The sequence below is a fragment of the Pseudomonas aeruginosa genome, from assembly GCF_001457615.1.
Taxonomy (GTDB): domain Bacteria; phylum Pseudomonadota; class Gammaproteobacteria; order Pseudomonadales; family Pseudomonadaceae; genus Pseudomonas; species Pseudomonas aeruginosa.
In genome coordinates, this window is the sequence record NZ_LN831024.1 from 743026 (window position 1) to 763362 (window position 20337).

The 20337-nt window shown below is 71.7% G+C and carries 11 protein-coding genes; 7 read left to right on the forward strand and 4 right to left on the reverse strand.

The window, feature by feature from the left end; genetic code table 11:
- Positions 1–10 precede the first annotated feature (10 nt).
- Positions 11–508, forward strand: coding sequence for a single-stranded DNA-binding protein (gene ssb, locus AT700_RS03550; RefSeq protein WP_003114685.1), 498 nt, complete (start codon positions 11–13; stop codon positions 506–508).
- 88 nt (positions 509–596) lie between these two features.
- Here the strand turns inward: ssb and pchA are convergent, their stop codons facing one another.
- The 4 genes from pchA to pchD are packed head-to-tail and all read right to left on the reverse strand — an operon-like array spanning position 597 to position 4724.
- A complete protein-coding gene (gene pchA / locus AT700_RS03555; protein WP_014602457.1) occupies positions 597–2027 on the reverse strand; it encodes an isochorismate synthase PchA in 1431 nt (476 codons plus the stop codon).
- Positions 2024–2329: an isochorismate lyase PchB gene (pchB, locus tag AT700_RS03560; RefSeq protein ID WP_003106950.1), complete on the reverse strand. Its 306-nt coding sequence runs from the start codon at positions 2327–2329 to the stop codon at positions 2024–2026. Before pchB ends, pchA begins: the two co-directional genes overlap by 4 nt.
- Positions 2329–3084: a pyochelin biosynthesis editing thioesterase PchC gene (gene pchC / locus AT700_RS03565; RefSeq protein ID WP_048520760.1), complete on the reverse strand. Its 756-nt coding sequence runs from the start codon at positions 3082–3084 to the stop codon at positions 2329–2331. Before pchC ends, pchB begins: the two co-directional genes overlap by 1 nt.
- The gene (gene pchD / locus AT700_RS03570) at positions 3081–4724 is read right to left on the reverse strand and encodes a pyochelin biosynthesis salicyl-AMP ligase PchD (RefSeq protein WP_003118945.1); all 1644 of its coding nucleotides are present in this window, start codon (positions 4722–4724) and stop codon (positions 3081–3083) included. The genes pchC and pchD overlap by 4 nt, the downstream gene beginning before the upstream one ends.
- Positions 4725–4953: 229 nt before the next feature.
- Between pchD and pchR the strand changes: the two genes are divergently transcribed.
- The 6 genes from pchR to pchI all read left to right on the forward strand — a co-directional run bounded on the left by pchR (position 4954) and on the right by pchI (position 20256).
- Complete coding sequence (pchR, locus tag AT700_RS03575; RefSeq protein WP_003106955.1) at positions 4954–5844, forward strand: pyochelin biosynthesis transcriptional regulator PchR; 891 nt, start codon at positions 4954–4956, stop codon at positions 5842–5844.
- Between the two features lie 193 nt (positions 5845–6037).
- Complete coding sequence (gene pchE / locus AT700_RS03580) at positions 6038–10354, forward strand: pyochelin non-ribosomal peptide synthetase PchE (RefSeq protein ID WP_014602459.1); 4317 nt, start codon at positions 6038–6040, stop codon at positions 10352–10354.
- Positions 10351–15780, forward strand: a complete 5430-nt coding sequence (gene pchF / locus AT700_RS03585) for a pyochelin non-ribosomal peptide synthetase PchF (RefSeq protein ID WP_048520762.1) — start codon at positions 10351–10353, stop codon at positions 15778–15780. Before pchE ends, pchF begins: the two co-directional genes overlap by 4 nt.
- Entirely contained in the window at positions 15777–16826 is a 1050-nt protein-coding gene (gene pchG / locus AT700_RS03590) for a pyochelin biosynthesis thiazoline reductase PchG (protein ID WP_014602461.1), read from the forward strand. Before pchF ends, pchG begins: the two co-directional genes overlap by 4 nt.
- Positions 16823–18535: an ABC transporter ATP-binding protein PchH gene (gene pchH / locus AT700_RS03595; RefSeq protein WP_003123949.1), complete on the forward strand. Its 1713-nt coding sequence runs from the start codon at positions 16823–16825 to the stop codon at positions 18533–18535. Before pchG ends, pchH begins: the two co-directional genes overlap by 4 nt.
- Positions 18532–20256, forward strand: coding sequence for an ABC transporter ATP-binding protein PchI (gene pchI, locus AT700_RS03600; protein WP_009877100.1), 1725 nt, complete (start codon positions 18532–18534; stop codon positions 20254–20256). The genes pchH and pchI overlap by 4 nt, the downstream gene beginning before the upstream one ends.
- Positions 20257–20337 lie beyond the last annotated feature (81 nt).

Here is a 20337-nt window from a genome sequence, read left to right on the forward strand (position 1 = left end):
GGAGAACGTCATGGCCCGTGGGGTTAACAAAGTCATTCTGGTTGGTAACGTCGGTGGTGACCCGGAAACCCGCTACATGCCCAACGGCAATGCGGTGACCAACATCACCCTCGCCACCAGCGAGAGCTGGAAGGACAAGCAGACCGGCCAGCAACAGGAGCGCACCGAATGGCACCGCGTGGTGTTCTTCGGCCGCCTGGCGGAGATCGCCGGCGAGTACCTGCGCAAGGGTTCCCAGGTCTACGTCGAAGGCAGCCTGCGCACCCGCAAGTGGCAGGGCCAGGACGGTCAGGATCGCTACACCACCGAGATCGTGGTCGACATCAACGGCAACATGCAGTTGCTCGGCGGCCGCCCCTCCGGCGACGATTCGCAGCGCGCCCCGCGCGAGCCCATGCAGCGCCCGCAGCAGGCCCCGCAGCAGCAGTCGCGTCCGGCCCCGCAGCAGCAACCGGCGCCGCAACCGGCCCAGGACTACGACAGCTTCGACGACGACATTCCGTTCTAAGCGACGCCCTTGCGACGCGGCCCGTCCGCGCCACGGGCAGACCTTCGAAGACCCCCTGCCGCCCTCGGGCCGCAGGGGGTCTTCGTTTTCAGGCGACGCCGCGCTGCAAGGGCACTTCGTCCAGGCCGCCTATGGCGGACAGAGCGTCCCGCATGGCACTGAGCTTAAGGCAGGTTTCGCGATACTCGTGGGCCGGTTCCGAATCGCCTACCAGACCGCAGCCGGCGAACAGGTAGCCCCGGCCCGGCGTGAGCAGGGCCGAGCGCAGCGCCACCAGGAAATCGCCGTTGCCTTCGCTGTCGAGCCAGCCCAGCGGCGCGGCGTACCAGCCGCGGTCCATCCCTTCGTGCTGGCGGATGTAGTCCAGCGCCGCGCTGCGTGGGTAGCCGCCCACCGCGGGGGTCGGATGCAGCGCCTGCAGCAGCCGCAGGATGCCGCCTGCGTCAGCGAGGCGGGCGCGGATCGGCGTGTTCAGGTGCTGGACTCGCGCCAGTCGTTTCAGGCCGGGCGCATCGGGGATTTCCAGTACCTCGCTGAAGGGTTCCAGGGCCGTACGGATCGCCTCCACCACCAACTGGTGTTCGTGCCTGTCCTTGGCGCTGTCCAGCAGGGCCTGTCCGAGCCGCGCATCTTCCTGGGCATCGCCGCCGCGGGCGATGGTCCCGGCCAGGGCATGGGTGAGTGCCTCGCCGGCGCGAATGCGGACCAGGCGTTCCGGGGAGGCGCCGAGGAAGCAGGCGTTGCCGCGGCGACAGGCGAACAGCTGGGCGTCGGCATGTTGCAGACGCAGGTGTTCGATGACCTGCCACGGCTCGATGTCGCCGAGAGGCCGGGCCTGGGTGCGGGCCAGCACGACCTTGCCGAAGCGTCCCTGGCGGACACTGCTTACCGCGTCGCTCACCTTGGCTTCCCATTGCCTGCGCTCCTGCGCCGAAGCGTCGCCCTGCGCGCCAGCGGTCGGCCCCGAGGGCCGGCGTCTGGCCGGCTGCCTCAGGCGCAGTAGCGCCGAGCAGTGGTAGGCGGCCAGGGCCAGGGCATCTTCGCCGGGCTTGGCCAGGTGTTGGCAGAGTACCCGGTAGCGTTCGCCCTCGCGCAGCACGGTGATGCCGGCGAGCATCAGGCTGGCATCGGCGAAGGCTTGCCAGTGTTCCTCGCGCGGGCCGCGCGGATCGAAGCGGAATCCGCCGCACAGGCGCGGCGCCAGCGGGCCCTCGACCACGGCGTCGGCGCAGAGCAATTGCCAGTTTTCCTCGATCCGGGCGAAGCGCTGTTCGCCGTGGCCTTGCAGCTCCAGGGCGCAGCCCCAGGCGAAAAACGCCAGCTCGGGCTGTTCCCAGTACAGGCAGGGCGTTTGCCGGTCGTCCCAGGCACCGAATACCTGCAGCGGGTCCAATGGGTCGATCTCGAACGACGCCGCCACCAGCACCGGACGATCGAGCGCCTGCGCCTGGCCGATGGCGCGCTCGAAGGTGCCGCGCAAGGCGTGCAGGCACTGGCTCAGGGGTGCCAGCCGGCTCATGCGGCACCCCGTGTCTGGCGCCAGTACTTGATCTGCTCGGCGATGTACCAGTGGATGATCTGCGCGAACAGTCCCTCGACGAAGGGCGCGTCGAGTCCGTTCTCCTCGGCCCAGCGGGCGCGCTCGGGGAGCATCGCGGCGACCCGCTCGGGCGCCGGAATCGCCGCCTCGCTGGCCTTGAAGCGCGACGCCGCCTTGACGTAGTCCATGCGGCGGCCGAGGGCCTGGACGATATCCAGGTCGATCCGGTCGATGGCCTCGCGGATGTCCGCCAGGCCGGTGCAGTCTTCGGGAGTTTTCATCATGCAACCTCTCGGGAAAGGGCGTCGGGATGTGCGAGGCGGCGCAGCAGGTGCTCGATCACCGCGTCGCGCCTCTCGCTCAGGTAGAAGTGGCCGCCAGGAAAGCGCCGCAGCCTGGCGGGAGTCCGGCTGGCGTCGCTCCAGGCCTGCGCCTCGGCGGCGCTGACTTCCTCGTCGTGCTCGCCGAGGAGGACGTCGAGGGCGCAGGCCAGGGCGATGGGCTGCGCCCGTCGGTAGGTCTCGATCGCCTGGTAGTCGGCGCGCAGGATCGGCAGGAACAGCGCGCGCAGGTCGGCGTCCTCGAGTAGCTCGCTGGCGCCACCCTGGCGGCGGACGTCCTCCAGCAGCGCCGCCTCGTCGCCGCGGTGCAACGCGCCGCCGCGTTGCCGGTGCGGTGCCGGATGGGCGGAGACGAACAGGTGGCGCAGCGGCGCGCCGGCGCTTTCCAGGCGCAGGGCGGTTTCGTAGGCCAGCGCCGCGCCGAGACTGTGGCCGAACAGCGCCAGGGGCGCGTCGGCGAAATCGCGCAGGGCGAGGGCGGCGCCGTCGGAGAGGTCCTCCAGGCGGGTGGCCGGCGCCTCGTTGAAGCGGTCCTCGCGACCCGGGTACTGCAGGGCAAGCAGGTCGATGTCTGGCGGCAGGCGTTCGCTCCAGCTACGGAAGAAGCTGGCGCTGCCGCCTGCATGGGGGAAGCAGGCCAGGCGCAGGCGCGGCATCGGCGTCAGGCGGAACGGCCGGACCCAGGCGGCGCTCATGCGCGGGCCTCCAGCTCGCGGCGCAGGCGCTCGCGCAGGTCCTTCTTGCTGATCTTGCCGATGCCGGTTTGGGGGAAGGCCGGGACCAGCTCGATGCGGTCCGGCACCTTGAACGCGGCCAGCCCGCAGGCGTGCAGGTATTGCTTCAGCTTCAGCGCCGAGGGCGCCGGCTGGCGCGGGATGACGAAGGCGCAGGTGCGCTCGCCGAGCAGGCTGTCGGGCATCGCCACGACGGTGGCGTCGTGCACCTGCGGATGGGCTATCAGCAGGTTCTCCACCTCTTCCGCGGCGATCTTCTCGCCGCCGCGGTTGATCTGGTCCTTATCGCGGCCCTCCACCACCAGGTAGCCGTCCTTGTCGCGGCTGACCCGGTCGCCGGTGCGGTAGAAGCCGTCCGCGCTGAAGGCCTTGGCGTTGTGTTCGGGCAGGCGGTAGTAGCCGCGGATGGTGTAGGGACCGCGCACGGTCAGTTCGCCCACCTCGCCGGGGCCGACCTCGCGGCCCTCGGCGTCGACCACCCGCACTTCGTCGTCCGGCGACAGCGGCCGGCCCTGGGTATGCAGCACGCGTTCGGGCGGATCGTCCAGGCGGGTGTAGCAGATCAGCCCCTCGGCCATTCCCAGCACCTGTTGCAACTGGCAGCCGAGCACCGGTTCGACGCGTTGCGCGGCACTGCTGCCGAGCCTGGAGCCGCCGACCTGGAGCAGACGCAGGCTGGATAGATCGGCGCGGCGGCTTTCCTGGGCATCCAGCCAGAGCATCGCCAGCGGCGGTACCAGGGCGGTGTGGGTGACCCGTTCACGGGCGATCAGGGCGAAGCAATGCTCGGGATCGGCGCGCTGGCTGACCACCACGCGGCCGCCGGCCAGCAGCGTGCCGATCACTCCGGGGCAGCAGAGAGTGAAGTTGTGCGCCATCGGCAAGCCGGTGAGGTACACCGTGTGCTCGTCGAAGCCGCAGACCTCGGCGCTGGCGCGGACGTTGTAGAGATACTCGCGATGACGCCGGGGAATCAGCTTCGGCGTGCCGGTGGTGCCGCCGGACAACTGGAAGCAGGCGATATCCTCGGCGCGGGCGGCGCAGTCTTCCAGCGCGTCGGCCTGGTACAGCGGTGCCAGCGCTTGCAGCGGCGCCTCGGCTTCGCCGTGGATCAGCGCCATCCGGCAGGCGCCGCTGGCGAGCAGCTCACGGGCCATCGGCCGTGGGTCGAAGCCGTCGATCCGTTCGGCGCCGATGTAGGCCTTGGCCTCGGCGAAGCGACAGAAACCGCTGATCTCATGCTGGCGATGGGCGGGGAGGGCGAGCACCGGGCGTACGCCGAGCTGGAACAGGGCGAAGCAGGTCTCGACGAAGGCGATGCCGTTGGGCAGGTGCAGCACTACCGTGTCGCCATGTGCGAGGCCGGCCTGGCGCAGTCCGGCTGCCAGGCGGCGGCAGCGCTGGAGCAGGTCGGCATAGCTGAGCCGCTGGTCGTCGTCGCAGAGCGCGATCCGCCGCGGATGGCGCGCGGCGCTGGCGGCCAGGGCTTCGGCGAAGTTCTGGTCCTGCCAGTGGCCGGCGTCGAGATAGCGGCGGACGAAGGCGGCGGGCCAGTCGGGGGCGTCGTCGACGGCCGATGGGGTGACGGGCGAGGAAGTCATGCGATCTCCGTGGATGCGGTCGATTGCCATTGCTGGGAAATGAGATTTATTATCATTGGCGGGCGGCAGGGACCGCGCAAGCCCGCGCCTTTCGATTGCGGGGCTTTTTCATTCGCTGCAGGGGCGGAGTGCAGGGCGCTTTGTCCATCTCCGCTAAAAAGTCCCCCTGCCCCCACGTATCCAGGAAGGCGTCGCCGCGTCGGCAGCGCCCGGGCTACAGGAAAACCTGATGACCATCACCATCATTGCTCCGCCACAGGCCGATGCCGCCGCGCCGGCACCGGGCAACCGGCCCGGCGTCGCGCACATCGATCCGAACATGAAGCTGGTGACCGGAACCTTCTGTTCGGCCAGCGAGGACTGGTTCGAGGAACCGCTGGAGCGCGGCCTGCGCCTGATCCTCGTGCAGAGCGGCCAGTTGCGCTGCCGGATTCCCGGCCAGCCCGAGCACCTCATCGAGGGGCCGAGCCTGTGCACCATCGCCAACGATGGCGACTTCACCTCGGCGCAGATCTACGGCACCGACAAGCCGTTGCGCTACACCATCGTCCAACTCGGCGTCGAAGCCCTGGACAGCCGCCTCGGCTGGCTGCCCGAGCAACTGATACGCCGCCCCGGCGGCGATCCGCGAATCATGAGCTGCCCGGCGCCGCGGGCGATGCAGGCGTTGGCCTCGCAGATCGCCACCTGCCAGATGCTCGGTCCGACCCGCGATCTCTACCTCGGCGGCAAGGCCCTGGAGTTGGCCGCGCTCAGCGCACAGTTCCTTTCCGGCGAGGGGCGCCCCGTCGAGGAGCCGCGCATCACCTGCTCGGAGGTCGAGCGCATCCACGCCGCCCGCGACCTGCTGGTCGGCGCCTTGCAGGAGCCGCCGTCGCTGGACACGCTGGCCAGCCGCGTGGGCATGAACCCGCGCAAGCTGACTGCCGGCTTTCGCAAGGTGTTCGGCGCCAGCGTATTCGGCTACCTGCAGGAATACCGCCTGCGCGAGGCGCACCGGATGCTCTGCGACGAAGAGGCGAACGTCTCCACGGTGGCCTACCGGGTGGGCTACAGCCCGGCGCATTTCTCCATCGCTTTCCGCAAGCGCTACGGCATCTCCCCCAGCGAGATCCGCTGAGTCTCCGCGACGACCCCCGACCCGGCCACGGGAGGGGTGTCGCCGCTGCGGGATGACGCTGCATCTAACGAAACAGTCCGGCTGTCTAAAGCATTGCCGGCCAGGCCTCCCAGGCAAGTGAGATAAGGTCGCATTTGATAATCGTTGCCAGGAACTGGCAACCGACCTCAGATGCTTGCCCTAGGGAGCCCCCATGGATCTGCCCCCCGATTCCCGTACAGCCCTGCGCGACTGGCTGACCGAGCAGCTCGCCGACCTGCTCGGTGAACCGCTTGCCGACGTGCGCGCCCTGGCGGACGACGACGACCTGCTGGGCTGCGGCCTCGACTCGATCCGCCTGATGTACCTGCAGGAACGCCTGCGCGCGCGTGGCTCGACGCTGGACTTCGCCCAGTTGGCGCAGCGCCCCTGCCTGGGGGCCTGGCTCGACCTGCTGGCCTGCGCGGACCGGCTGTCCGCCCCGGCAACGGTCGCGCTGCCGACGGCGCAGGATCGCGACCAGCCGTTCGAGCTGTCTTCCGTGCAGCAGGCCTACTGGCTGGGACGTGGCGCCGGCGAGGTGCTGGGCAACGTCAGCTGCCATGCCTTCCTGGAATTCCGCACGCGGGATGTCGACCCGCAGCGCCTGGCCGCGGCGGCGGAGTGCGTGCGTCAACGCCACCCGATGTTGCGGGCGCGCTTCCTCGACGGTCGCCAGCAGATCCTTCCGACGCCGCCGCTGTCCTGCTTCGACCTGCAGGACTGGCGCACCTTGCAGGTGGACGAGGCCGAGCGCGACTGGCAGGCGCTGCGCGACTGGCGCGCCCATGAATGCCTGGCGGTGGAGCGCGGCCAGGTGTTCCTGCTCGGGCTGGTGCGCATGCCGGGCGGCGAGGATCGCCTCTGGCTGAGTCTCGACCTGCTTGCCGCCGATGTCGAAAGCCTGCGCCTGCTGCTGGCCGAACTGGGCGTTGCCTACCTGGCGCCGGAGCGCCTGGCGGAGCCGCCGGCGCTGCATTTCGCCGACTACCTGGCACACCGTGCGGCGCAACGCGCCGAGGCCGCGGCGCGGGCCCGCGACTACTGGCTGGAACGCCTGCCGCGCTTGCCGGACGCGCCGGCCCTGCCGTTGGCCTGCGCGCCGGAAAGCATCCGCCAGCCGCGCACCCGGCGCCTGGCATTCCAGCTTTCCGCCGGCGAGAGCCGGCGCCTGGAGCGTCTTGCCGCGCAGCATGGCGTGACCTTGTCCAGCGTGTTCGGCTGCGCCTTCGCGCTGGTCCTGGCGCGCTGGAGCGAAAGCGCGGAATTTCTCCTCAACGTGCCGTTGTTCGATCGGCATGCCGACGACCCGCGTATCGGCGAGGTGATCGCCGACTTCACCACCCTGTTGCTGCTGGAGTGCCGGATGCAGGCCGGGGTGTCCTTCGCCGAGGCGGTGAAGAGCTTCCAGCGCAACCTCCACGGAGCCATCGACCACGCCGCATTCCCCGCCCTGGAGGTGCTCCGCGAGGCGCGCCGGCAGGGCCAGCCACGCTCGGCGCCGGTGGTGTTCGCCAGCAACCTGGGCGAGGAGGGCTTCGTCCCGGCGGCCTTCCGCGACGCTTTCGGCGATCTCCACGACATGCTCTCGCAGACCCCGCAGGTCTGGCTCGACCACCAGCTCTACCGGGTGGGCGATGGTATCCTGCTGGCCTGGGACAGCGTCGTCGGCCTGTTCCCCGAAGGCCTGCCGGAAACCATGTTCGAAGCCTACGTGGGGCTGCTCCAGCGTCTCTGCGACAGCGCCTGGGAGCAGCCCGCCGATCTGCCGTTGCCCTGGGCGCAGCAGGCGCGCCGGGCCCTGCTCAACGGCCAGCCGGCATGCGCCACGGCGCGCACCCTGCATCGCGACTTCTTCCTTCGCGCCGCCGAGGCGCCGGATGCCGACGCGCTGCTCTATCGCGACCAACGTGTCACCCGCGGCGAACTGGCCGAGCGTGCGCTGCGCATCGCCGGCGGCCTGCGCGAAGCCGGGGTGCGCCCTGGCGACGCGGTCGAGGTCAGCCTGCCGCGCGGACCGCAGCAGGTCGCGGCGGTATTCGGCGTGCTCGCCGCAGGCGCCTGCTACGTGCCGCTGGACATCGACCAGCCGCCCGCACGGCGGCGCCTGATCGAAGAGGCCGCCGGGGTATGCCTGGCGATCACCGAGGAGGACGATCCGCAGGCCTTGCCGCCGCGCCTGGATGTCCAGCGCCTGCTGCGCGGCCCGGCGCTGGCCGCCCCCGTGCCGCTGGCGCCGCAGGCGAGTGCCTATGTGATCTACACCTCGGGCTCCACCGGGGTGCCCAAGGGCGTCGAGGTCAGCCACGCGGCGGCGATCAATACCATCGACGCGCTGCTCGACCTGCTGCGGGTGGACGCATCGGACCGCTTGCTGGCGGTCTCCGCGCTGGACTTCGATCTGTCGGTCTTCGACCTGTTCGGCGGCCTCGGCGCCGGTGCCAGCCTGGTCCTGCCGGCCCAGGAACAGGCGCGCGATGCCGCTGCCTGGGCGGAGGCTATCCAGCGGCATGCGGTGAGCCTGTGGAACTCGGCGCCGGCCTTGCTGGAGATGGCCCTCAGCCTGCCGGCGAGCCAGGCCGACTATCGCAGTCTGCGGGCGGTGCTGCTGTCCGGCGACTGGGTGGCTCTGGACCTGCCCGGCCGCCTGCGCCCACGTTGTGCCGAAGGCTGCCGCCTGCATGTGCTGGGTGGCGCTACCGAAGCGGGCATCTGGTCGAACCTGCAGAGCGTCGATACGGTGCCGCCGCACTGGCGTTCGATTCCCTACGGCCGGCCATTGCCGGGACAGGCCTACCGGGTGGTCGACACCCACGGGCGCGACGTGCCGGACCTGGTGGTCGGCGAGCTGTGGATCGGCGGCGCCAGCCTGGCCCGCAGCTATCGCAACGATCCCGAACTCAGCGCCCGGCGCTTCGTCCACGATGCCCAGGGCCGCTGGTATCGCACCGGCGATCGCGGTCGCTACTGGGGCGACGGTACCCTGGAATTCCTCGGTCGGGTCGACCAGCAGGTGAAAGTGCGCGGCCAGCGCATCGAGTTGGGCGAGGTGGAGGCCGCGCTGTGCGCCCAGGCTGGCGTGGAGAGCGCCTGCGCGGCGGTGCTCGGCGGTGGCGTGGCGAGCCTCGGCGCGGTGCTGGTACCGCGCCTGGCGCCACGGGCCGAAGGCTCCATGGAATTACCGGCCGCACAGCCCTTCGCCGGCCTGGCAGAGGCCGAGGCGGTACTCACCCGGGAAATCCTCGGCGCGCTGCTGGAGGCGCCGCTGGAGCTAGACGACGGTTTGCGCCGGCGCTGGCTGGACTGGCTAGCGGACTCCGCCGCCAGCGCGCTGCCGTCGCTCGACGAGGCGTTGCGCCGGCTCGGCTGGCAGGCCGCGGGGCTGACCGCGATGGGCAACGCTCTGCGCGGCCTGCTCGCCGGCGAACAGGCGCCGGCCGCGCTGCTCCTCGATCCCTGGCTGGCGCCGCAGGCGGTGGCCGCGCGCCTGCCGGACGGCCGCGAGGCCCTGGCGCGCCTGCTCGAAGCGCTGCCGACGCCGGCTGCCGGCGAACGCCTGCGGGTGGCGGTGCTGGATACCCGCGCCGGGCTCTGGCTCGACCAGGGCATGGCCTCGCTGTTGCGCCCGGGGCTGGAACTGACCCTCTTCGAACGCAGCCGCGTCCTCCTCGACGCCGCCGCCACCCGCTTGCCGGAACGGATCGTGGTGCAGGCGCTGGACGACGGCCTGCTACCTGCCGAGCACCTCGGTCGCTACGACCGGGTGATCAGCTTCGCCGCGCTGCACGCCTACGAGGCCAGCCGCGAAGGCCTGGCGCTGGCGGCGGCGCTGCTGCGCCCGCAGGGCCGCCTGTTGCTGGTGGACCTGCTATGCGAGTCGCCACTGGCGCTGCTCGGTGCGGCCTTGCTCGACGACCGGCCGTTGCGCCTGGCGGAGTTGCCGAGCCTGTTGGCCGATCTCGCCGCTGCGGGACTGGCGCCGCGTTGCCTGTGGCGCAGCGAACGGCTCGCCCTGGTCGAGGCGCTGGCGCCGGGACTAGGGCTCGACGCCGCCGCGCTCCAGGCCGGCCTGGAGCAACGCCTGCCCCAGGCGATGCGGCCCGAACGCCTGTGGTGCCTGCCAAGCCTGCCGTTGAACGGCAATGGCAAGGTCGATCGTCGCCGCCTGGCCGAGAGCATGACCCGCGCACTCGGCGAGTGTCGTCACGAGCCCTCGGCGGAGGAGCCGCTGGAAGCCCATGAGCAAGCGCTGGCCGAGTGCTGGGAAGCGGTTCTCAAACGCCCGGTGCGTCGTCGCGAGGCGAGCTTCTTCAGCCTCGGCGGCGACAGCCTGCTGGCGACCCGCCTGCTGGCCGGCATACGTGAGCGTTTCGGCGTACGCCTGGGCATGGCCGACTTCTATCGCCAGCCGACCCTGGCCGGTCTTGCCCGCCACTTGCAGGCGCAGACCGTCGAAATCGAGGAAACCCAACTGGAAGAGGGCGTGCTATGAGCCTCGGCGAACTGCTGGAAACCTGCCGCAGCCGGCGCATCGAACTCTGGAGCGAGGCGGGCCGCCTGCGCTATCGCGCCCCACAGGGCGCCCTCGACGCCGGCCTCGCCGAGCGCCTGCGGGCCGAGCGCGAGGCCCTGCTGGAACACCTGGAAGGCGGCCCTGGCTGGCGCGCCGAACCCGACCTGGCCCACCAGCGCTTCCCATTGACCCCGGTGCAGGCCGCCTACGTGCTGGGCCGCCAGGCGGCCTTCGACTACGGCGGTAACGCCTGCCAGCTGTACGCCGAGTACGACTGGCCGGTCGACACCGATCCGGCGCGCCTGGAGGCGGCCTGGAACGCCATGGTCGAGCGCCACCCGATGCTGCGCGCGGTGATCGAGGACAACGCCTGGCAGCGCGTGCTGCCCGAGGTGCCCTGGCAGCGGCTGACCGTGCATGCCTGCGCGGGGCTCGACGAGGCCGCTTTCCAGGCGCACCTGGAGCGGGTCCGCGAACGCCTCGACCACGCCTGCGCGGCACTCGACCAGTGGCCGGTCCTGCGCCCCGAGCTGAGTATCGGCCGGGATGCCTGCGTACTGCACTGCTCGGTGGATTTCACCCTGGTCGACTACGCCAGCCTGCAATTGCTGCTTGGCGAATGGCGCCGCCGCTATCTCGATCCGCAATGGACGGCGGAACCGCTGGAGGCGACCTTCCGCGACTATGTCGGCGTCGAGCAGCGCCGACGCCAGTCGCCAGCCTGGCAGCGCGACCGCGACTGGTGGCTGGCGCGTCTCGACGCGCTACCGGGGCGTCCCGACCTGCCGCTGCGGGTGCAGCCGGACACCCGGTCCACGCGCTTCCGGCACTTCCACGCGCGCCTCGACGAGGCCGCCTGGCAGGCGCTCGGCGCGCGCGCCGGCGAACACGGCCTGAGCGCTGCCGGCGTGGCCCTGGCGGCCTTCGCCGAGACCATCGGTCGCTGGAGCCAGGCACCGGCGTTCTGTCTCAACCTGACGGTACTCAACCGGCCGCCGCTGCATCCGCAGCTGGCGCAGGTGCTCGGTGACTTCACCGCGCTCAGCCTGCTGGCAGTGGACAGCCGCCACGGCGACAGTTTCGTCGAGCGTGCCCGACGCATCGGCGAGCAGATGTTCGACGACCTCGACCACCCGACCTTCAGCGGCGTCGACCTGCTGCGCGAACTGGCGCGCCGGCGTGGTCGCGGCGCCGACCTGATGCCGGTGGTGTTCACCAGTGGCATCGGCAGTGTGCAGCGCCTGCTCGGCGATGGCGAGGCGCCGCGCGCGCCACGCTACATGATCAGCCAGACCCCGCAGGTCTGGCTGGACTGCCAGGTCACCGACCAGTTCGGCGGCCTGGAGATCGGCTGGGACGTACGCCTCGGGTTGTTCCCCGAGGGCCAGGCGGAAGCCATGTTCGACGACTTCGTCGGGCTGCTCCGGCGCCTGGCGCAGAGCCCGCGCGCCTGGACCGACGGCGATGCCACGGAACCCGTCGAGGCGCCGCCGCAGGCGTTGCCCGGTAGTGCCCGGAGCATCGCCGCCGGTTTCGCCGAGCGTGCCCTGCTGACCCCCGACGCCACGGTGATCCACGATGCCGCCGGCAGCTACAGCTACCGCCAGGTCGCCCAGCACGCCAGCGCCCTGCGCCGCGTCCTGGAAGCGCACGGCGCGGGCCGTGGCCGGCGGGTCGCGGTGATGCTGCCGAAAAGCGCCGCGCAATTGGTCGCGGTGATCGGCATCCTCCAGGCCGGCGCCGCCTATGTGCCGGTAGACATCCGCCAGCCTCCGCTGCGGCGCCAGGCGATCCTCGCCAGCGCCGAAGTGGTCGCGCTGGTTTGCCTGGAAAGCGATGTCCCGGACGTCGGCTGCGCCTGCGTGGCCATCGACCGGCTGGCCGCCGACAGCGCCTGGCCGCCACCGCACGCGGCGGAGGTGGCGGCGGACGACCTCGCCTACGTGATCTACACCTCCGGCTCCACCGGCACGCCCAAGGGCGTGATGCTCAGCCATGCGGCGGTGAGTAACACGCTGCTCGACATCAACCAGCGCTACGGCGTCGACGCCAACGACCGCGTCCTCGGCCTCGCCGAGCTGAGCTTCGACCTCTCGGTCTACGACTTCTTCGGCGCCACCGCGGCGGGGGCCCAGGTGGTCCTGCCGGACCCGGCGCGCGGCAGCGATCCATCGCACTGGGCGGAACTGCTGGAACGCCACGCCATCACCCTGTGGAACTCGGTGCCGGCCCAAGGCCAGATGCTCATCGATTACCTGGAGAGCGAGCCGCAACGTCACCTGCCGGGACCGCGCTGCGTGCTCTGGTCCGGTGACTGGATTCCGGTCAGCCTGCCGACCCGCTGGTGGCGGCGCTGGCCGGACAGCGCGCTGTTCAGCCTGGGCGGCGCCACCGAGGCGGCGATCTGGTCGATCGAGCAGCCGATCCGCCCGCAGCACACCGAGCTGGCCAGCATCCCTTATGGCCGTGCCCTGCGTGGGCAGAGCGTGGAAGTCCTGGATGCCCGCGGGCGGCGCTGCCCGCCGGGCGTGCGCGGCGAGATCCATATCGGCGGGGTGGGCCTGGCGCTCGGCTACGCCGGCGATCCGCAGCGCACCGCCGAACGCTTCGTCCGTCACCCCGATGGCCGTCGCCTGTATCGCACCGGCGACCTCGGCCGCTACCTGGCCGACGGCAGCATCGAGTTCCTCGGCCGCGAGGACGACCAGGTGAAGATTCGCGGCCACCGCATCGAACTGGCCGAACTGGACGCCGCGCTGTGCGCTCATCCGCAGGTCAACCTGGCGGCCACCGTGGTGCTCGGCGAGACCCACGAGCGCAGCCTGGCCAGCTTCGTCACCCTGCATGCGCCGGTGGAGGCTGGCGAGGATCCGCGTACGGCGCTCGACGCGGTGCGCCAGCGGGCGGCCCAGGCCTTGCGCCGCGACTGGGGCAGCGAGGAGGGCATCGCCGCGGCGGTGGCCGCACTCGACCGTGCCTGCCTCGCCTCGTTGGCCGCCTGGCTGGCCGGCAGCGGTCTGTTCGCCAGTGCGACGCCGCTGGACTTCGCCACCCTGTGCCAGCGCCTGGGTATCGCCGAGGCGCGCCAGCGCCTGCTGCGCCACTGGTTGCGCCAGCTGGAGGAGGGCGGCTACCTGCGCGCCGAGGGCGAGGGCTGGCTGGGCTGCGCCGAGCGTCCCGCGCAGAGTCCGGAGGACGCCTGGACGGCGTTCGCCGGCTGCGCGCCGGCGGCGCTCTGGCCGGCCGAGCTGGTCGCCTACCTGCGTGACAGCGCGCAATCCCTCGGCGAGCAACTGGCCGGGCGGATCAGCCCGGCGGCGCTGATGTTCCCGCAGGGCTCGGCGCGCATCGCCGAGGCCATGTACAGCCAGGGCCTGCATGCCCAGGCGCTGCACGAGGCCATGGCCGAGGCCATCGCCGCCATCGTCGAGCGCCAGCCGCAACGGCGCTGGCGCCTGCTGGAGCTTGGCGCCGGCACCGCCGCCGCCAGCCGTGCGGTGATCGCCCGGTTGGCGCCGCTGGTGCAGCGAGGGGCGGAGGTGGACTACCTGTTCACCGACGTTTCCAGCTACTTCCTCGCCGCAGCCCGCGAGCGCTTCGTCGACCAGCCGTGGGTACGCTTCGGCCGCTTCGACATGAACGGCGATCTTCTCGACCAGGGCGTGGCGCCGCACTCGGTGGATATCCTGCTCAGCTCCGGGGCCTTGAACAACGCGCTGGACACCCCGGCGCTGCTGGCCGGCCTGCGCGAGTTGCTGAGCGCCGACGCCTGGCTGGTGATCCAGGAACTGACGCGCGAGCACAACGAGATCAGTGTCAGCCAGAGCCTGATGATGGAGAACCCGCGCGACCTCCGCGACGAGCGCCGCCAACTGTTCGTCCACACCGGGCAATGGCTGGAGTGGCTGGCGGCACAGGGTGGCGACCTGGCTTGTGGGGTGGTGCCGCCGGGCAGCGCTCTCGACCTGCTTGGCTACGATGTCCTGCTGGCTCGCTGCAAGACCGACCGCGCCCGCCTGGAGCCGGCCGAGCTGCTGGCCTTCGTCGAAGCGCGGGTGCCGCGCTACATGCTCCCGGCGCAGTTGCGCGTGCTCGAACGCCTGCCGGTCACCGGCAACGGCAAGATCGACCGCAAGGCCCTGACCGGCTTTGCCCGCCAGCCCCAGGCGGACCTTCGGCATGGCGTCGCGCAGGCACCGGCCGACGAACTGGAGAATGCGCTGCTGGCACTCTGGCGGGAGGTGCTGGACAACCCGTCGCTGGGCGTCGAGCAAGACTTCTTCGGGGCTGGCGGCGACTCGCTGTTGATCGCCCAGTTGATCGCCCGTTTGCGCGAACGACTGGAAAGCGCCCGTCGGCATCCGTTCGATCGCCTGCTACGCTGGGCGCTCAGCCAGCCGACGCCGCGCGGCCTGGCCGAACGCCTGCGCAGCGCGCCGGAAGAGGGCCGTGGGCCAGCCCTGGCCGCGGCGCGCGGCGTCGCCCCGGCGCAGGCCGGCATGTCGCGCGCACCGCTCGCCGAGGGCGCGGTGGCGCTCGACCCGCTGGTGCGCCTGGTGCCCGGCGAGGGCGTGCCGCGGGTGCTGGTCCACGAAGGCCTCGGCACGCTACTGCCGTACCGCCCGCTGCTTCGCGCCCTGGGTGAGGGGCGGCCGTTGCTGGGGCTGGCCGTGCATGACAGCGACGCCTACCTGGCGATCCCCGCCGAGCATCTCAACGCCTGCCTCGGCCGCCGCTACGCCGAGGCGCTCCATCGCGCCGGGCTGCGTGAGGTCGACCTGCTCGGCTACTGCTCCGGCGGGCTGGTCGCCCTGGAGACCGCCAAGTCCCTGGTCCAGCGCGGGGTGCGCGTGCGCCAACTGGATATCGTCTCCAGCTACCGGATTCCCTACCGGGTGGACGACGAGCGCCTGCTGTTGTTCAGCTTCGCCGCGACCCTCGGCCTGGATACCGCGGCGCTCGGCTTCCCCGCGCCGGAACGTCTCGGCCAGGCGGTGCAGGCGGCGCTCGCGCAGACACCGGAGCGCCTGGTCGCCGAGGCGCTGGCGGGGCTGCCGGGCCTGGCCGATCTCGTCGCCCTGCGCGGCCGCGTGCTACAGGCGGCCAGCGGTAGCGCCGACGCCGCCAGCGTCGAACGCGACACCCTCTACCGACTGTTCTGTCACTCGGTGCGTGCCAGCCAGGCCGCGGCGCCGGAGCCCTACGTCGGCGCGCTGCGGCTGTTCGTGCCGGACGCCGGCAACCCATTGGTGCCGCGCTACGCCGAGGCCCTGGAGACCCAATGGCGGGCCGCCGCGCTCGGCGCGTGCGGCATCCACGAGGTGCCCGGCGGGCACTTCGACTGCCTGGGCGAAGCCCTGGCGCAATCCTTGTCGAAACCCATGCCAGAGGAGGCGAGCCGATGAGCGACGTCCGTTCCGTGGTGGTCGCCGGTTCCCGGTTCGGCCAGTTCTATGCCGCCGGCGTCGCCGCCGATCCGCGCTTCGTCCTGCGCGGCATCCTTGGCCAGGGCAGCCGGCGTTCGCGGGCGTTGGCCGAGCGCCTCGGGGTGGAGACCTGGTGCGAGGTCGAGGCGTTGCCCGACGATGTCCGCCTGGCCTGCGTCGCGGTCGGCGGCGCGGCACGCGGCGAGCAGGGCCCGGCGCTGGCCGAGGCGCTGATGGCGCGTGGCATCGACGTGCTGATCGAGCATCCGTTGCTGCCGCGCGAATGGCAGGACCTGCTGCGCAGCGCCGAGCGCCTGGGCCGGCGCTGCCTGCTCAACACCTTCTATCCGCAGTTGCCGGCGGTGGCGCGTTTCATCGAGCTGGGCCGCCAGTTGCATCGCCGGCGCGGCATCCGCCACCTGGACGCGGCCTGCGGGGTGCAGGTCGGTTTCGCCACCCTGGACATCCTCGCCGCGTTGCTGGAGGGCGTCGGCCCCTGGTCGCTGGAGTCGCCCTCGAACGACCTGTCGGCGATGCGCGGGCTGTCCCTGGTGCTGGCGGAAGTGCCGTTGAGCCTGCACGTGCTCAACGAACTGGCGGCCGCCGACGACGGGCGCATGACCTTGTTGCAGCGCGTCAGCCTGACCACCGATCGCGGCACGCTGAGCCTGCTCAGCCCCCATGGCCCGTTGTTGTGGACGCCTGCGGTGGCGGTACCGGCAGAGGATGACGACGGCCTGTTCGCGCTGTTCGACGAGATAGCCGGCGAACCGCTGCCCAGCGCCCAGCTCTGGTATGCCGAACCGTGCAGCTGGGCCCAGGTGCACCAGCGCCTGTGGCCGGCGGCGGCGGCCGAGGCGCTGGCGCTGCTCGCCAACGGCGACGAGGTGCGCCGGCGCAACCAGCGCAGCCTGGAGGTCGCCGCCCTGTGGCAGCGGATCGGCGAGCGCCTTGGCTTCCCCGAGGCGCCGCCGGCGTCGCTGGCGCCGGCGAGCCTGGAACAGGTGCTGGAGCAAGCCTCGTGACCCCGGTGCTGTGGCGCCTGCTGCGCACCTATCGCTGGCGGCTGGCGGCGGCCATGGGGTTGCAGGCCCTGGCCGGGCTCTGCTCGCTGTTGCCCTGGATGCTTCTCGCCTGGCTCGCCGAGCCGCTGGCGCGCGGCCAGGCGCAGCCGGCCCTGCTGGCCCTGGTGCTGCTGGCGGTGCTGGCCTGGCTGGGCTGCCAGGCGCTGGCCGCGCACCTGGCCCACCGGGTCGACGCGGACCTCTGCAACGACCTGCGCCTGCGCCTGCTGGCGCACCTGCAACGGCTGCCGCTGGACTGGTTCGGTCGCCAGGGCCCGGACGGCGTGGCGCGCCTCGTGGAGCAGGACGTGCGGGCCCTGCACCAACTGATCGCGCACGCTCCCAACGATCTCAGCAACCTGTTGGTGGTGCCGCTCGTCGCGTTGCTCTGGCTGGCCTGGCTGCACCCCTGGCTGCTGCTGTTCTGCCTGCTGCCGCTGGTGCTGGCCGCCGCCGGCTTCCTGCTGCTGCGCTCGGCGCGCTACCGCGACCTGGTGCTGCGGCGCAATGCCGCGCTGGAAAGGCTCTCGGCGGACTATGGCGAATTCGCCCACAACCTGCTGCTGGCCCGACAGTACCCCGGCGCCGGCATACAACAGGGCGCCGAGGCGTCGGCGGCGGCCTTCGGCGAAGCGTTCGGCGCCTGGGTGAAGCGGGTCGGCCACCTCGCCGCGCTGGTCTACGTGCAGTTGTCGACGCCCTGGCTGCTGGCCTGGGTCCTGCTCGGCGCGCTGGCCCTGGATGCCCTCGGCGTGCCGCTGGCGCTCGGCCAGGCCTGCGCCTTCCTGCTCCTGTTGCGGGCCCTGGCCGCCCCGGTACAGGCGCTCGGCCACGGCGGCGACGCGCTGCTGGGCGCGCGCGCCGCCGCCGAGCGCCTGCAGCAGGTGTTCGACCAGGCGCCGCTGGCCGAGGGCCGCTCGACCCGCGAGCCGGTCGATGGCGCGGTGGCGCTGCACGGCCTGGGCCATGCCTATGAAGGCGTGGAGGTCCTGGCCGATATCGATCTGGAGCTGGAGGATGGCAGCCTGGTGGCCCTGGTCGGTCCCTCGGGCTCCGGCAAGAGCACCCTGCTGCACCTGCTGGCGCGCTACATGGACGCGCAGCGCGGCGAACTGGAGGTTGGCGGCCTGGCACTGAAGGACATGCCCGATGCCGTGCGCCATCGGCATATCGCGCTGGTCGGCCAGCAGGCGGCGGCGCTGGAGATATCCCTGGCCGACAACATTGCCCTGTTCCGCCCCGATGCCGATCTCCAGGAGATTCGCCAGGCGGCCCGTGACGCCTGCCTCGACGAGCGCATCATGGCCCTGCCGCGTGGCTACGACAGCGTGCCGGGACGCGACCTGCAACTGTCCGGCGGCGAACTGCAACGACTGGCCCTGGCCCGTGCGCTGCTATCGCCGGCGCGCCTGTTGCTGCTCGACGAGCCAACCTCGGCGCTGGATCCGCAGACCGCCCGGCAGGTCCTGCGCAACCTGCGCGAACGCGGCGGTGGCCGGACCCGGGTGATCGTCGCCCATCGTCTGGCCGAAGTCAGCGATGCCGACCTGATCCTGGTGCTGGTCGCTGGCCGTCTGGTCGAACGCGGCGAGCACGCGGCGCTGTTGGCGGCGGACGGCGCCTATGCGCGCTTGTGGCGTGAACAGAACGGCGCGGAGGTGGCGGCATGACCCTGTTCGAACGAATGCGTGCGCTGCCCGAAGACTGCCGTGCCGCGTTGCGCCGGGCGAGCGCCTGGGCGGTCCTGGCGGCGCTGCTGGACGCCGCTTGCGGCGTATTGCTGGTGCCGTTGGTCGAGGCCTGGTTCGCCGAAGGCGCGTTGCCCTGGCGCTGGGTCGCAGCGTTGCTCGGCTTGAGCCTGGCGCAGGCGCTGTTGCAGTACCTGGCCCTGCGTCGCGGTTTCGCCGCCGGCGGCTCGCTGGCGGCTGGACTGGTGCGCAGCCTGGTGGCGCGCTTGCCGCGCCTGGCGCCGCCGGCGCTGCGCCGGGTCGCGCCGGCCGAAGGCCTGCTGCGCGGCCCGGTGATGCAGGCGATGGGCATTCCGGCGCACCTGCTGGGGCCGCTGATCGCCGCATTGGTGACGCCGCTCGGGGTGATCCTCGGGCTGTTCCTGATCGACCCGTCCATCGCCCTCGGCCTGCTCGTTGCCGGTGCCGTCCTCGCTGCGCTGTTGCGCTGGAGCGGGCGGCGCAATCTGGCGGCGGAGGATGCCCGGCTGGCCGCCGAGCGCGACGCTGCACGGCAGTTGCAGGCGTTCGCCGAACGCCAGCCGCTGCTGCGCGCGGCGCAGCGCGAAAGCGTCGCCCGCCAGGGGCTGGAAGAGGCCTTGCGCAGTCTCCACCGCAGCACCCTGGATCTGTTGCGGCGCAGCCTGCCCAGCGGCCTCGGCTTCGCCCTGGCGGTGCAGGCGGCGTTCGCCTTCGCCCTGCTCGGCGGCGCCTGGGCGGTGGAGCGGCAATGGCTGGACGGCGCTCGGCTGGTGGCCGTGCTGGTGCTGCTGGTGCGCTTCATCGAGCCGCTGGCCCAGCTCACCCATCTCGACCAGGCGTTGCGCGGCGCCTGGCAGGCGCTGGATACCCTGCTGCGGGTTTTCGCCCTGGCTCCGCTGCGCAGCCCCGAGCCGGGCGAGCGGCCGCACGACGCCAGCCTGGCGGCCGAGGCCGTGGAATTGCGTCTGGAAGATGGCCGCGCCTTGCTCGAGGACATTTCCCTGAGGCTGGAGCCGGGTTCGCTGAACGTCCTCGTCGGACCCTCCGGGGCCGGCAAGAGCAGCCTGCTGGCGCTGCTCGGGCGGCTCTACGACGCCGACGCCGGGTGTGTCCTGCTGGGTGGCGTGGATATCCGCCGGTTGAGCGAAACGACCCTCGCCGCCAGTCGCAACCTGGTGTTCCAGGACAACGGCCTGTTCCGCGGCAGCGTTGCCTGGAACCTGCGCATGGCGCGAGCGGACGCCGATCTCGAAGCGCTGCGCGAGGCGGCGCGGGCGGTTGGCCTGCTGGAAGAGATCGAGGCCTGGCCGCAGGGCTGGGACAGCGACGTCGGTCCCGGCGGCGCGCTGCTGTCCGGCGGCCAGCGGCAACGCCTGTGCCTGGCTCGCGGGCTGCTCTCGACGGCGCCGTTGCTGCTGCTCGACGAGCCCACCGCCAGCCTCGACGCCGCCAGCGAGGCGCAGGTGCTGCGCAGCCTGCTCGGGTTGCGCGGCCGGCGCACCCTGCTGGTAGTGACCCACCGCCCGGCGCTGGCGCGTCAGGCCGACCAGGTACTGCTGCTGGAGGAGGGGCGCCTGCGCCTCAGCGGACTTCACGCCGATCTGCTCGTCCGGGACGACTGGTATGCCGGTTTCGTCGGGCTGGCGGGCGAGGAAAGTTCCGCGACGGTCGTGGATCGATAGAGAAAGACCGGCAATCGAAAAAGCCCCGGAGACGATTTCTTCATAATGATAAGCATTATCAAATCGTATATCCCCCGAGGC